Here is a 14292-nt window from a genome sequence, read left to right as displayed (position 1 = left end):
TTGAACCCGCACGTGCGCGCACATATCGTACAGCCTTGAAAACCTTCACGCAGGACGCATTCATGCCCGATCAAACCCCTCATCCCATGTCTCCGCAGGATTGCCTTGTGGCGATCATGGTTGCGATCTCCGCTTCGGACGAAAACATCCGCACAGCTGAGCTGGTCAAGATTCAGGGCGCCGTGAATATGCTACCGGTTTTTGCGGGCTATGATGCCGATCGCATGCGCCATATATCGCAAACCGTGTTCGATCTGTTCGAACAGGAAGACGGTCTGGACGCTCTGTTTGGTCTGATCCGCGACAACCTGCCCGAACGCCTGAACGAAACCGCTTACGCTCTGGCCTGCGACGTGGCCGCAGCAGACGGGTCATTGGCCGAGACAGAGCTGCGGCTGTTGGAAGAAATCCGGTACGAACTGAGTATTGACCGCCTGCACGCCGCCGCAATCGAACGCGGTGCACGCGCCCGTCACGTTGTCTGAGCTTGGTTTAGGCTCAACTGCCGTAGAGCGCGCCCCATCGTTCGATCAACGCGCGTTGCAGCTTGCGCGACCGCCGATTCCAAGCGCGCGCACCTTCGGGGCGTTCTCGTTGCGCACGTGTGATCGTGGCGCGGTGGGCCTCATCTGCGGTGAAAATCGCAAAAGCCAGCTCTGACCCGTCCGCCGTTGTCAGAAAACCACCCAAGCCCGATACGAAGTTCAGGGTGCCGGTTTTGGCATCAACCTTGATCGGGTGATCCTTGACCGGTCGGCCTTGGCTGTCGGTCAAGGCAAAGGGTTTCAGCAAAGGTCTCAACGCCCCCGTTTTACGCGCCTGCACCAGGGCCGAGACCAGATCCCCCGGTGCCATGCGCGACGCATCACCCAAGCCGGAATGATCCACCATTGCAATTTGATTGACGCCATAAGTCTCCGACGCCCACAGGTTCAATTCGGCCGCTGACTCAGCGAGCGAATGCGGCATCACCCCCCGCGCCCGGGTCGCAGCCATCCCCACAGTTTCAGCCGTCAGGTTCGTCGAATACTTCAGCATCCCGCGCAAGATACTGTCCAAACGATCACTTTGATGCACGACCAGAACAGTGCCTTTGGGCATTTCTCGGGTGACCTCAACCCGCCCCAGGACAATCCCATTGGCCCGTGCCAGCGTTTTGAACACATCCCCTGCATAAAGCGCAGGCTTGCGCACCGGCAACCAACGTGACCCTTCATTCCCCAACGCTGCTTTGGCAACGGTCCAGCGGTCCTGACGTGCACTGGCCTGATAGGTATAGATCGGCAGGCTGCGCCCCTCGACCCGCATCGCAGCCATATCCACATCTGGACGATACTTGGCGGTGCGGGCATCCATGGTGACAGCGTAATCAGTGCCCTCCCGCTTCCATTCAAAATGCACCCGGTTGAAATTCAACGAAATCCCGCTGATCGCCGGGCTATAGCCCAGATGGTCCGGCTGACCCGGATCAATACTGAAAACAAAGGGCAGCGCGCCGTCATAAACTTTGAACGCCCCGCGCACCTCGGTGATCCCGGCACTCCGCAAGTTGGCCGCCATAGTGGCCAGACCGTCCGTATCCAACAATGGGTCGCATCCGCCCACTAGGATCAGATCACCCTGCAAAACCCCGTGTACAACTGGTCCATCCGCCAGCAATCTGGTCTCAAACCGATGATCGGGTCCCAACACGTCCAGTGCATATAGCGCGGTTAAAGCTTTGCCGACACTGGCTGGGGGTAGCCCAAGCTCTCCCCTATAGCTTTCAAGCTGCGCGCCTGTATCCACATCGGCCACGGCGAAGACAACCTCTCCGCGCAGCCCGGCGGCCTGAACCAGGCGATCCGTGCCGGTCAGCTGTTTGCCGCGCAACTGAGGGCGAAGCGACGTCAAAGGCGCCTCGGCCAGACCCATCGCCGGGATCAAAGACGCCCCAACACCCCCTAAAAACAAACGACGCGAAATACGATCGACCATGGGTCAATTAAAATCCCAGAGATGAAAATCAGACAACCATTGCATGAGAATATGCAGATAGTGTGGCTATTCCGGCAACACCTGAACGCTCCAACCCCCACGCTTGCGGATCTGGGTCGAGCTCATATCCACCATCGGCACGTTCACAAAACACCACGCAGGGGCTTGCGCCCGCCCCAGCAGGTGCCGCGCCTGCCCGTCGATCCGGTATTTGGCATAGAGCCGCGCCGCAGGCGACATCCGGGCCGAGATCCGATCCCCCGGCCGCGCTACAACGCCTACCGGTACGCTGTCCATGATCCGCCGCCAATCCTTCCAGTGATGAAACTGCGAAAGATTGTCAGCCCCCATCAGCCAGACGAATTTGACTTGCGGATAGAGCCGGTGCAACGCCATCAGAGTATCCGCCGTCGCCCGCGTTCCTGTCAGCGCCTCGATATCCGTGATCTCGACATCCGGGTGCTGTATGACCCCCCGCGCGGCCTCAACCCGCTGCGCCAGAGGGGCCGGTCCGTGCTCCTTCAACGGATTGCCCGGAGACACCAGCCACCACACCCGATCCAGCCCGAAGGCCTTCATCGCCTCAAGCGTCACGTGCACATGTCCCTTGTGCGGCGGATCAAAAGAGCCGCCGAACAACCCGATCACCTGCCCGGGCCGCGCATATGGAATGTGGTATCGCTCCATCCCACGCTGATGTTCAGAACTGGGAGGTGTTGTCAATCAACAGGTTGCACCGCATCGCCTAGCTTGATGCATCCCGGTCGGATGACTTCAGCACACCAGCCCCCATGCCCGCGCACGGCGGAATAGCCGCCGCTACCCAGCGCCTCCTCCATCCGACTGCATGGCGCACAGATCACAGTGAATCGCAAGATCGCCTCCCCCACCTGCACCTCGCGCCCCTTGAGCGCCGCCAGATTGATCCCCGAAACCACCAGATTACGCCGCAGGATTGCGGGTGTAACCGGCCCCTGCCCTAGATACGACCCAATCGCTGCCAGATGCTCCTGCTGGACCAACGTCACCGCCCTCTTGCCCGCTCGACTGCGATCTCCATCCAAGCCATCAGCGGAAATCATAGCGTCGCCTAAGGTGACGATCTCGACCCGACGGGCTGGACGCACTCCGATCCAATCGACCCGACCTGGTTTTGCCCAACCAGCAATCAATTCCGCAAGTTCTGACATCTCACGCGCCTCTCAAACCGAAGCCACTCTAGCCCGCCCAAGGTCTCAGCAAAAATCACGAAACCACCAGCTTGCCCCGCCCGCCCCGCTTGGATATCAAGCGTTTCAACCCAATTTCCCCGACCCAGAGGACGCGACATGGCCGCCTATCAATATGTCTACCACATGCAGGGTGTCACTAAGACCTATCCCGGTGGCAAGAAGTGCTTTGAAAACATCCACCTGAGCTTTCTACCCGGCGTGAAAATTGGTGTCGTCGGCGTCAACGGCGCGGGTAAATCGACGTTGATGAAGATCATGGCCGGTCTGGATACCGATTTCACTGGTGAGGCATGGGCCGCCGAGGGTGCCAAGGTCGGATACCTGCCGCAGGAACCGCAGCTGGATGAATCGCTCACCGTCCGCGAAAACGTCATGCTGGGCGTCGCCGCGAAAAAGGCCAAGGTCGACCGCTTCAACGAGATCGCCATGGAAATCGCCGAGAATTACTCGGACGAGCTGATGGAGGAAATGACCACCCTGCAGGACGCGATCGACGCCGAGAACCTCTGGGACCTCGACAGCCAGATCGATGTCTCGATGGAGGCGCTGCGCTGCCCACCGGACGATGCCAACATCGCCAACCTCTCGGGTGGTGAGAAACGCCGCGTGGCGCTCTGCAAGCTGCTGCTGGAAGCGCCTGACATGCTGCTCTTGGACGAACCGACTAACCACCTGGACGCCGAAACCATCGCCTGGCTGCAACAGCACCTGATCGATTACAAGGGCACCATCCTGATCGTCACCCACGACCGCTATTTCCTGGATGATATTACGGGATGGATCCTCGAACTCGACCGCGGCCGCGGCATTCCCTACGAAGGCAACTACTCCGCATGGCTGGAACAAAAGGCCAAACGGCTTGAGCAGGAAGCCCGCGAGGACAAGTCCAAGCAGAAGACCCTGCAGCGCGAGTTGGAGTGGATGCGTCAGGGCCAAAAGGCCCGTCAGGCCAAATCCAAAGCCCGGATCAACGCCTATAACGAACTGGCCGAGCAGTCCGAACGCGAAAAGCTGACCCGCGCCCAGATCGTCATCCCCAACGGCCAGCGCCTTGGTGGCAAGGTGATCGAGGTCGAGGGTCTGTCGAAACACATGGGTGACAAGCAACTGATCGAAGGGCTGGACTTTGCCCTGCCCCCCGGCGGCATCGTCGGCGTCATCGGCCCCAACGGCGCGGGTAAATCGACCCTGTTCAAGATGCTCACCGGTCAGGAACAACCCGACAGCGGCACCATCACGCTGGGCGACACGGTCGAGTTGTCTTACGTGGACCAGTCCCGCGACGACCTGAAAGACAACGACACCGTATGGGAGGCGATCACCGGCGGCGCTGAGATCATCCAACTGGGCGACGCGCAGGTCAATTCCCGCGCCTATTGCTCGTCCTTCAACTTCAAGGGCGGCGACCAGCAAAAAAAGGTCTCATTACTGTCAGGTGGTGAACGCAACCGTGTCCACATGGCCCGTCTGTTGAAAGAGGGCGGCAACGTCCTGCTGCTCGACGAACCCACCAACGACCTCGACGTGGAAACCCTGCGCGCGCTGGAAGACGCGCTGGTCGATTTCGCCGGCTGCGCCGTTGTGATTTCGCACGACCGCTTCTTCCTCGACCGGATTTGCACGCATATTCTGGCCTTCGAGGGCGATGCCCACGTGGAATGGTTCGAGGGTAACTTCGAAGACTACGAAGAGGACAAAAAACGCCGTCTGGGACCGGATGCGCTGGAGCCCAAGCGGTTGAAGCATAAGAAATTTGCGCGGTAGTCGATGAAGGTTAGCATTGGAAAAGTAGCCATCGCTGCTGTGGTCCTGCTGGCGCTCTATCTAGCAAATTTCTTGTATGCGCTTAACTCAGGAGCTGAAGGTGGAACGCTTGGCGACACCTTTGGTGCCGTCAACGCGCTATTCTCAGGGTCCGCTCTTTTCTTTCTTATCCTCGCGTTCTTGTCACAACGTGAGGAACTCAATTTGGTAAAGGAAGAAAGGAACGATACACGCACATTGCTTTCCGGACAGGAAAAAATCTCGAAGCTTCAAAAGTCGGCTTTGGATAAGCAGTTGTTCGAAAGTTCGTTTTTCTCGAGAATGACTTTGCTTGCCGATGAAAGATCCCGGTTGATGAGCATCGATACTTCTCTGGACGCTTTTCGGCCACAGCTACTTGTTATAGCGGACGCATGTGAGAAACTAACAATCGAACTGGCACTAAATTCAAAAATTGCACCTGATGAACACCTAAGATTGGATCTCAGGGCTGACAGCGCTTTCTTTTTTGTTAGTCAGGTTGCTGCTTTGGTTGATTTCATAGAAAAAGCAGGCTTGGAAGCATCGGAAGCCAATCACTATCTGTCTCTGGTTCGAGGATTGATCGACTTCAACACCGCTAGATGCTTCTCTTGGTTTTTTGCATCCAGCATGGGCAATAACAAAACCATTTTGAGGTCTTATCAGACGTTGTCTATTAGGGTTGCCGTTTCCTCAAATCTCAAAGACGCGCTCGTCACCCTTGAAGATAGGTATGGTATCAAACAAGTGTAGGATTGGGTTTCACCCCATCCTACGGCTCTCCGAACGTGCCATCGGGGACCACACCGCTCCACTCCGGATTAACCCGGCCTGCGCGAATATCACAATGGATTGACGAATACTGGCGAGCGGACGGTTAGTTTTCACTCGGCGGATTTCCGTTCAAAACACCCGTTGAGCCCTGAAAGCAAAGTATATTCCGCACACTCCACCCTTGCCACATGCCCTCGTCAATGCCATATGCAAAGGGCTTACGTTTTTCTATTTCGACCCACTGTCTCCGATTCCGGCGCTCAGTCTATCGATACAGACAACGACGCCGGGCTGCCGCATCCCCGTGGGCAGCACCAAACAGGAGACAACGGATATGCCTGCAGGCACCGTAAAATGGTTCAACACCACCAAAGGCTACGGCTTTATCGCACCTGAAGATGGCGGCAAAGACATCTTCGTACACATCTCGGCTGTCGAGCGTTCGGGCCTGACCGGTCTGGCCGACAACCAGAAAGTCACTTACGAGCTGCGCTCGGGTCGTGACGGCCGCGAAAGCGCGGACGATATCCAGCTGGCCTAAGCCAAGCACAGGGTGAGGGGAAATCCTCACCCTTTTTCCGTTCCGCGCTTCGGTATGCAGCCGGAACAGATCATATTTTCGCGATATCTGCCCTAGAATTGACCAGATTTGCTATCATTCTGACAGCATAGTCATGATTGTATTGGTCAATTGAAGGGGTTCGCCCATGTTCACACGCCGCGTGTTTCTTGCCGGAACGGCTGTTAGCCTGCTGCCCGGCATTGCCAGCGCCAAGAAGGCTGTGGAGTATGATCCAACGCCGCAATATGTGCGGATCAAAAAGCAATTCCTGCCGGGTCAGTTGCTGGTCGTGCCGCGCTCCTTCTACCTCTATTTCGTGACTGAGCCGCGCAAAGCGATCCGCTATGGCTGCGGGGTCGGCAAAGCGGGGCTGGAGTTCACTGGAACCGCGACCATCGACGTCAAGAAGGAATGGCCCACCTGGCGGCCTACGAATGAGATGATCGAACGCGACCCGGTCGCCTATGCGCGCTTCAAGGACAATGACTATGTTCAACCGGGCGGAGGCGACAACCCGCTGGGTGCCCGCGCGCTCTATCTGTTCCAGAACGGGGTCGACACCTATTTCCGTATTCATGGCACAACGCAGCCGCAGACCATCGGACGGGCGGCCTCGAACGGGTGCATCCGGATGCTGAACGAACATGTGGTCGACTTGTACAACCGTGTTCCGATTGGAACGGTCGTGACGGTGGTCTGAGCCCCTACGGCGCGGTCCAATCTACGTCCGTTGCTTCTTCGATATGCAACAACCCGTCCGGCAAGGGACGGGTCAATTCCTTGGCCTGATCCTCGGAGCCGGTTAGCCAAGTGTTAATATCTGCAGGTTTCAACAGGACACCCATCCGGTGGTGGATGGGTTTCACATCACCATTCGGCTCACAAGTGACGGTCGCAAACTGATCGACCAGCAACCCGCCTGGAGCCTGCCATGTATCTGTGATCGCCGCGAAGTACAGTGGGGCCCCTTCGGCGGAACTGATACGCCATGCAGTCTTGCGGCGCTTCTCACCTGTCCATTCGTACCACCCGTCGACGGGGACAACGGCACGCCCAACGCCTTCGAATGCGGTTTTGTCGAACACGGTCTCAGAGCGGGCGTTGATGATCGTTTCCATCACCGGGCGACCACGGGCATTGACCCGACCAACCGGGATCATGCCCCAACGCATCGGCACAAGACCCGATTGGGTCAACACCAACATCTCTTGCCCGGGTTGGATATTGCGGCGGGCAGTTTGCGCCGGAACGTTGCCCGAAACGCCAAGCACATCGGCAATGTCGGAGATTGGTCGCGTCAGAAAGAATCGCCCAGGCATATGCCCCCCTTAATCTGTAGTCGCGTTGACCAATTCCAGAACCGTGGGCCCCAAAGCCTCGACAATAAGAGCAACACCCCTGGCGTTGGGGTGAATACCATCGGACTGCATGAATTCTCCAACAGTATTAGGATCGCCATCCGCTACCAAACCTTCGAAGAAGCTGGTGGCATAAAGCGTATCGTATTCCTGCGCTAACTCGGGGTACATATCATCGAAGCTTTGCTTGTATGCAGGCCCGTAATTGCCCGGGGCTTGCATGCCCACTAACAGGACCTCAACATCCCCCGCCTGCGCGACCATCAGAATTTTTTCTAGGTTGGTGCGCGACACATCCGGGTCGATCCCGCGCAGCAAGTCATTGCCGCCCAGCGCCACGATCATACCATCCACCTTGGGGGTCAGGGTCCATTCGACCCGTGCCGCACCCCCGGCCGTCGTATCGCCAGAGACACCTGCGTTGATTACGCGAACGTCTGCTCCCTCAGCCGCAAGCCAACGTTCCAGCTGCGGGACAAACCCGTCCTCTTCGACCAGCCCATAGCCTTGTGTCAGCGAGTCCCCCAAGGCTGCGATGACAACAGGTTCTGCTGTGGCCGCAAAACCGCAACAAGTAAACAGGCCCGCCAGCAGACCCTTGCGCATTCTCGTAAGTGCTCCATATCCCAAGATGTTGCTCCTATATGGAAAGTCTTATGCCACAGACCGTTCTCTCCCTCCAAAATGCTGCTTTGTCATTGGAAGGCAATGCCGGTCGGGTGGATATTCTGCACGGCATTACGCTGTCGGTAAACCAGAGTGAGACTTTGGGGCTGGTGGGGCCATCGGGGTCGGGCAAGTCGTCCCTGTTGATGTTGATGGGCGGTTTGGAACAGGCGACCGGAGGCTCGGTCAAGGCCTTGGGTCAGGACCTGACGGGGATGGATGAGGATCACCTGGCACGGTTCCGCCGGGATACGATGGGCGTGGTGTTTCAGAATTTCCACCTGATCCCGACGATGACGGCATTGGAAAACGTCGCCACGCCTTTGGAATTGGCCGGTCACAAGGATGCCTTTGCCCGGGCCGAGGCCGAACTTGACTCGGTCGGCCTGTCGCACAGGCGCGATCACTATCCGGCGCAACTGTCCGGGGGTGAGCAGCAACGCGTGGCGCTCGCCCGCGCCTCGGCGCCGCGCCCTCAGATCCTGCTGGCGGATGAGCCTACGGGCAATCTGGATGAGGCTAACGGTGCCGCCATTGTCGACCTGCTGTTTGGCCTGCGCGACAAATATGGTGCCACACTGGTTCTGGTCACACACAGCCACACACTGGCCGACCGCTGTGACCACGTGGTTCGATTGCGCGATGGGCGCATCGCAGAAGATGCACAAAAAGAGGCGGCAGAATGAGCCTGCGACTGGCCGGACGGCTGGCGCGACGTGAACTGCGCGGTGGTCTGCGCGGATTTCGCATCTTTCTTGCCTGTCTGGCGCTTGGCGTCGCCGCAATCGCTGCGGTTGGTTCGGTTCGATATGCAATTCAAACCGGGTTGACGCAGGAAGGTGCAGCCTTGCTCGGGGGTGATGCCGAGCTGGAGTTCACCTATCGGTTCGCCACCCCTGAAGAACGCGCTTGGATGCAAAAAAAAGCCCAGGCGGTATCAGAGGTGGTGGATTTTCGTTCACTTGCTGTTGTTCAACAAGAAACAGGCCCCGAACGTGCACTGACGCAGGTAAAGGCCGTTGACGCCAGCTATCCTCTGCTGGGCGAGGTTGGACTGAACCCAGTCATGCTGTTGTCCGATGCTCTGGGCGGTGACATCAATCTGCCGGGCGCCGTGATGGAACAGGTCTTGATGGACCGGCTGGGGCTTTCGCTCGGAGATACCTTTGCCTTGGGCACGCAGGAATTCGTCCTGATGGCTTCGCTGACTGCAGAACCTGATGGCGCGGCTGGAGGCTTTGGCCTTGGCCCCAGAACACTGGTTAAAACCGAAGACCTAAGCGCCTCGGGCCTGTTGGAACCGGGCACTCTGTTCTCGACCAAATACCGGCTGGATCTGCCGGATACGACCGCGCTGGAGGTGATCTCGGCCGAGGCTGCAGAAACGTTTGATGGCACAGGTATGCGCTGGACGGATGCGCGAAACGGCGCGCCGGGCATCGCTGAGTTTGTGGGGCGGCTCAGCGCCTTTCTGGTCCTGGTCGGCCTGTCCGGGCTGGCTGTGGGCGGCATCGGTGTATCCGCAGCTGTCCGGGCGTATCTGTCACAGAAAACCGAAACCATCGCCACGCTGCGCACATTGGGGGCGGATCGAGCAACCGTGTTTCAGACCTATATGATCCAGATCGGGCTGCTGTCCGGAGTTGGTATCGCAATAGGTGTTGTCCTCGGCGGGCTCGCTCCCGTTATCTTGGCCCCGATCATTGAAAGCCAACTGCCCGTGCCTGCTGTGTTTTCGATCTACCCCCAACCTTTGGCCGAGGCCGCGCTTTATGGGCTGCTCACGGCGTTTCTGTTTACCCTCTGGCCGCTCGCCCGGACCGAGGAGGTCCGCGCCGCCACCCTGTTCCGCGATGCCTTGACCTCGGCCCGACAGATTCCCCGGCTGGCCTATGTGATGGCGACAGGGCTGGGGCTGGCAATCCTGATCGCTGCCGCTGCCTGGTTCAGCGGCTCAACCGAGCTTACGCTTTGGACAAGCGGCGGATTGGTCGGGGCGCTGGTCCTTCTGTCCGTGGCTGCTATCGCCGTTCGCTGGCTGGCGCGCAGGGGTGTTCCGTGGTCGCGTGGTCGCCCCTCATTGCGATGGGCCCTAGCCGCCATCTCTGACCCGCGCGAAGGAGCCGGTTCCGTGATCTTGTCTCTGGGCCTGGGCCTCTCGGTCCTTGCAGCGGTTGGTCAGATCGACGGCACCTTGCGGAATGCCATTTCAGGCAACCTACCCGAGGTCGCGCCCTCCTACTTCTTTGTGGACATCCAGAAAGACCAAATGCCCGGTTTCGCTGAACGGTTGGAAACTGACCCCGCTGTCAGCCGTCTGGAAAGCGCGCCCATGTTGCGTGGGATCATTACCAAGATCAACGATCAACCCGCGCGAGAGGTCGCGGGGAATCACTGGGTTTTGGAAGGCGACCGAGGCGTCACCTACTCTGTCCTTCCCCCAGAAAACGCACGGATCACAGCGGGGGAATGGTGGCCGGAAGACTATGCAGGCAGCCCTCAGATCAGTTTTGCCGCTGAAGAGGCCGAGGAAATGGGTTTGAACATCGGCGACAATCTGACCGTGAACATTCTGGGCCGGGATATCACCGCTACCGTCACATCCCTGCGGGATGTGGATTTTTCGACGGCAGGCATGGGCTTTATCATGTCTATGAATCCTTCGGCCCTGGCCGGCGCACCGCATAGTTTCATTGCAACCGTCTATGCCGAAGAACAGGCCGAAGCCGCCATTTTGCGCGATCTGGCAGGCCAGTTCCCCAACATCACTGCAGTGCGCGTACGGGACGCCATTGACAGGGTCTCGGACCTGTTGGCAGGGCTTGCCTCGGCAACCTCGTACGGCGCAGGCGTGTCACTTCTGACCGGGTTTCTTGTCCTGATCGGTGCTGCGGCCGCGGGCGAACCGGCCCGCCGGTATGAGGCGGCTATCCTCAAAACAATCGGTGCTGATCGCCGTCGTATTTTGTTGAGCTTCACGCTGCGCGCCACTCTGCTGGGGGCTGCCGCGGGCTGTATTGCCTTGCTGGTCGGCATTCTGGGCGGCTGGGCGGTTGCCACCTATATCTTCGACACGGGGTTCCAGGTGATCTGGCCCTCGGCATTGGGCATCGTGATCACAGGGGTCGTTGTCACGCTCGGTGCAGGGCTAATATTCGCCTTACGGCCCCTATCTGTCAGACCGGCCCGCATATTACGCGCCAGCGACTGACCCTAGCGCGCGCAAGCCACTGGCTGCAGGATTTTCAACAACGGATCATTGTCACAGATCAGCGCGTCCAGCGTGACGTCATCAAGCGATGCATAGAAAACCTCGGCCGCATCCCGCAGCGCCACACGCAGGCGGCAGGCATCGGTCAGCGGGCAAGTGTTGTCGGCATCCGCAAAACATTCGGCAATTGGCAGCGATCCCTCCACATGCCGAAACACGGCGCCGATCCGGATTTGATCTGCGGGACGCGCCAGCGACATGCCCCCGTTTCGGCCGCGCTGCGTACTCAGATAATTCAACTGGCCAAGTTGATTGATCACCTGCGCCAAGTGGTTTTCCGAGATGTTGCACACCTCAGCAATCTCGGATTTCGTCACCAGCCGATCCGGATGCGCCGCACAATACATCAGCAGGCGCACAGCAATATTCGTTCGTTTGGTAATCCGCATAGGGGCCTCCCTCACTCAAATATGCAGCCTTATTGCATGTCGGGCGAAAAAGCGGTTTGACATACATCAATTGACCGAAAGGCCCCAAGCAGATGGCAGACCCCTATTTCTTTGGCTATGGCAGCCTTGTGAACCTGGCCACCCATGATTTTCCAGATCCACGACCGGCAAAGCTCAAAGGGTGGCGGAGAGCATGGAAGCACACAGATTTGCGGTCTGTTGCCTTCCTGACCGCCGTGCCCGATCCAGACTCCGAGATCGAAGGCATGATCGCGCATGTTCCCAAGAACGACTGGGCCGCGTTGGATGAACGGGAATGGGCCTATGATCGCATCCCGACAACGCAATCGGTCTCCCATCCGCTGACCCACGACGTCGAAATCGCGGTCTATGCGGTGCCAGAGGAGCGTCATAATCAGCCCTCGGATCACCACCCCTTGCTGCTCAGCTATATCGATGTGGTTATACAGGGATATCTGCGCACATTCGGGCCGGACGGGGCGGACCGTTTCTTTGCAACAACGGACGGATGGGATGCGCCAGTCCTGAATGACCGGGCCGAGCCAAGGTATCCGCGCCACCAACAGCTCAGACCTGACGAGACCGCATTTGTGGACGACCGCCTGCAGCGCGCATCGGTGACGATCATCCTGCCGCAGCATCAAAAAGAGGCAGACGAACTGCCTGCCTCGTTCAAATTCTAGCTTGCTTTCGATACTGGGCGCTCAGCCCCGCACACGGATCACCTGAAGCAGCGGAAGCAGCGCCGCCATTTCCGGCCCACGCTCCATACCCGTCAGTGCTTTGCGCAGCGGCATGAACAGGCCTTTGCCCTTGCGGCCCGTGGCGTCTTTTACCGCTTTGGTCCAACTGCCCCAGGTCTCGCCATCAAATGGGCTATCGGGCAGCAGCGCAATCGCTTCGGCAATGAAGTCGCGATCTTCATCGGCGATCAAGGGCTCGGCCCCATCGCGGCACAGCTCCCACCAGCTTTTGAGATCGGCCAGAGTGGTAATGTTCTCGCGCGCCATGGCCCAGAACGGTTCGGCCAGCTCAGCTGGAACGCCCGCATCCGCCACAGCATCCGCCACATCCGCCAGCGGTAGCGATTGTAAGTGCTTGGCGGTCAGCGGGAACAGGTCCTGCACGTCGAACTTGGTCGGGGCGGCGCCAAAGCGGTTTACATCGAAGCCGTCGATCAGCTCGGCCATGTCAGAGCGTAGTTCAACCGGATCAGACGACCCCAGCCGCGCCATCAGGCTCAGCAGCGCCAGCGGCTGCACGCCCTGCTCACGCAGATCACGCAGAGCCAGCGTACCCAATCGTTTCGACAAAGCCTCACCCTGCGGACCGGTCAGCAGTGAATGGTGTGCAAAGCGCGGGCATTGACCGCCCAGCGCTTTGATGATCTGAATCTGCGTTGCAGTGTTGGTTACATGGTCCGAGCCGCGCACCACGTCGGTCACGCCCATCTCCGTATCGTCCACGACAGACGCAATCGTATATAGAACCTGACCATCGCCCCGGATCAGCACCGGATCGGATACCGAAGCCGCATCGATCGAGATATCGCCCAGAATGCCGTCATTCCATTCTATCCGCTCATGATCCAGCTTGAAGCGCCAGACGCCATTGCCACGTTCAGCTCGAAGCTCATCTTTTTCTACATCCGAAAGGTTCAAAGCGGCGCGGTCATAGACAGGCGGCTTGCCCATGTTCAGCTGCTTCTTGCGCTTCAGATCCAGCTCGGTCGGAGTCTCAAACGCTTCATAGAACCGGCCCATCTCGCGCAGCTTGTCAGCAGCCTCGGCGTAACGGTCCAGCCGGTCCGACTGACGCTCGACCTTATCCCAATGAAGGCCCAGCCACTCCATATCCTGCTTGATCGCATCAACATATTCTTCCTTCGACCTCTCGGGGTCGGTGTCGTCGATGCGCAGGATGAATGTGCCGCCAGCCTTGCGGGCGATCAGATAGTTCATCAGGGCAGTGCGCAGGTTGCCCACATGGATGTAACCGGTGGGCGACGGGGCGAAACGGGTGGTGGTCATGGATGTCTCCTGTTGGCGCGGCTCTTGTCACAAAGGCGCGTTTTTGTCCAGCAGGCGTTTCGGATTGCCCAAGTTCCGCAGGCATTCCAGATCGCAAGATGAACAAATATTAACACGCATTGTTCATCCACGAAGACTAGGTTCTGGACCCATTAATTTGGTTGCCGTCATCTCGGCTGCGTGATTCAAACCCCTGAGTTTCAGGGGTATAACATGAGTAATCTATT

15 protein-coding genes are annotated in these 14292 nt (G+C 58.6%); 8 read left to right on the top strand and 7 right to left on the bottom strand.

All coding sequences use genetic code 11. The features are described from left to right. The first annotated feature begins 62 nt into the window (after window positions 1–62). On the top strand, window positions 63–485 hold the full coding sequence (locus tag ACR0JE_RS07700) for a tellurite resistance TerB family protein (RefSeq protein ID WP_480544290.1): 423 nt from the start codon (window positions 63–65) through the stop codon (window positions 483–485). Window positions 486–498: 13 nt separating this feature from the next. Here the strand turns inward: ACR0JE_RS07700 and dacB are convergent, their stop codons facing one another. The 3 genes from dacB to ACR0JE_RS07685 all read right to left on the bottom strand — a co-directional run bounded on the left by dacB (window position 499) and on the right by ACR0JE_RS07685 (window position 3167). Beyond that, window positions 499–1977: a D-alanyl-D-alanine carboxypeptidase/D-alanyl-D-alanine endopeptidase gene (dacB, locus tag ACR0JE_RS07695; RefSeq protein ID WP_480863755.1), complete on the bottom strand. Its 1479-nt coding sequence runs from the start codon at window positions 1975–1977 to the stop codon at window positions 499–501. A gap of 66 nt (window positions 1978–2043) precedes the next feature. After that, complete coding sequence (locus ACR0JE_RS07690) at window positions 2044–2664, bottom strand: nicotinate-nucleotide adenylyltransferase (RefSeq protein ID WP_480863754.1); 621 nt, start codon at window positions 2662–2664, stop codon at window positions 2044–2046. A gap of 32 nt (window positions 2665–2696) precedes the next feature. Then, entirely contained in the window at window positions 2697–3167 is a 471-nt protein-coding gene (locus tag ACR0JE_RS07685) for an MOSC domain-containing protein (protein WP_480863753.1), read from the bottom strand. A gap of 138 nt (window positions 3168–3305) precedes the next feature. Here ACR0JE_RS07685 and ettA point away from each other — a divergent pair, with 138 nt between their 5' ends. The 4 genes from ettA (at window position 3306) to ACR0JE_RS07665 (ending at window position 7030) form a co-directional block, all read left to right on the top strand. After that, a complete protein-coding gene (gene ettA, locus ACR0JE_RS07680; protein ID WP_480863752.1) occupies window positions 3306–4973 on the top strand; it encodes an energy-dependent translational throttle protein EttA in 1668 nt (555 codons plus the stop codon). Between the two features lie 3 nt (window positions 4974–4976). Then, a complete protein-coding gene (locus ACR0JE_RS07675) occupies window positions 4977–5747 on the top strand; it encodes a hypothetical protein (protein WP_480863750.1) in 771 nt (256 codons plus the stop codon). Window positions 5748–6102: 355 nt separating this feature from the next. After that, window positions 6103–6309 carry a cold-shock protein gene (locus ACR0JE_RS07670; protein ID WP_170350547.1) on the top strand — a complete coding sequence of 69 codons (207 nt, stop codon included), beginning with the start codon at window positions 6103–6105 and terminating at the stop codon, window positions 6307–6309. 166 nt (window positions 6310–6475) lie between these two features. Beyond that, a complete protein-coding gene (locus ACR0JE_RS07665) occupies window positions 6476–7030 on the top strand; it encodes a L,D-transpeptidase (RefSeq protein WP_480863749.1) in 555 nt (184 codons plus the stop codon). Window positions 7031–7034: 4 nt separating this feature from the next. On the opposite strand, the gene ACR0JE_RS07660 is transcribed toward ACR0JE_RS07665, so the two are convergent. Then, complete coding sequence (locus ACR0JE_RS07660) at window positions 7035–7649, bottom strand: SOS response-associated peptidase (protein ID WP_480863748.1); 615 nt, start codon at window positions 7647–7649, stop codon at window positions 7035–7037. Between the two features lie 9 nt (window positions 7650–7658). After that, the gene (locus ACR0JE_RS07655) at window positions 7659–8294 is read right to left on the bottom strand and encodes an arylesterase (RefSeq protein ID WP_480863747.1); all 636 of its coding nucleotides are present in this window, start codon (window positions 8292–8294) and stop codon (window positions 7659–7661) included. A 50-nt stretch (window positions 8295–8344) separates the two neighbouring features. On the opposite strand from ACR0JE_RS07655, the gene ACR0JE_RS07650 reads away from it, so the two are divergent. Both ACR0JE_RS07650 and ACR0JE_RS07645 read left to right on the top strand, forming a co-directional pair. Next, complete coding sequence (locus tag ACR0JE_RS07650; protein WP_480863746.1) at window positions 8345–9040, top strand: ABC transporter ATP-binding protein; 696 nt, start codon at window positions 8345–8347, stop codon at window positions 9038–9040. Continuing rightward, a complete protein-coding gene (locus ACR0JE_RS07645; protein ID WP_480863745.1) occupies window positions 9037–11565 on the top strand; it encodes an ABC transporter permease in 2529 nt (842 codons plus the stop codon). Before ACR0JE_RS07650 ends, ACR0JE_RS07645 begins: the two co-directional genes overlap by 4 nt. 2 nt (window positions 11566–11567) lie before the next feature. On the opposite strand, the gene ACR0JE_RS07640 is transcribed toward ACR0JE_RS07645, so the two are convergent. After that, a complete protein-coding gene (locus tag ACR0JE_RS07640) occupies window positions 11568–12014 on the bottom strand; it encodes an RrF2 family transcriptional regulator (RefSeq protein ID WP_480544301.1) in 447 nt (148 codons plus the stop codon). A gap of 92 nt (window positions 12015–12106) precedes the next feature. Here ACR0JE_RS07640 and ACR0JE_RS07635 point away from each other — a divergent pair, with 92 nt between their 5' ends. Continuing rightward, window positions 12107–12718, top strand: coding sequence for a gamma-glutamylcyclotransferase family protein (locus tag ACR0JE_RS07635; RefSeq protein WP_480863743.1), 612 nt, complete (start codon window positions 12107–12109; stop codon window positions 12716–12718). A 21-nt stretch (window positions 12719–12739) separates the two neighbouring features. Here the strand turns inward: ACR0JE_RS07635 and gltX are convergent, their stop codons facing one another. Further along, window positions 12740–14065, bottom strand: coding sequence for a glutamate--tRNA ligase (gene gltX, locus ACR0JE_RS07630; protein ID WP_480863742.1), 1326 nt, complete (start codon window positions 14063–14065; stop codon window positions 12740–12742). Window positions 14066–14292: the final 227 nt, after the last annotated feature.

The organism is Ruegeria sp. H3 (genome assembly GCF_056533095.1).
This window is presented reverse-complemented; position numbering and strand designations above follow the sequence as displayed.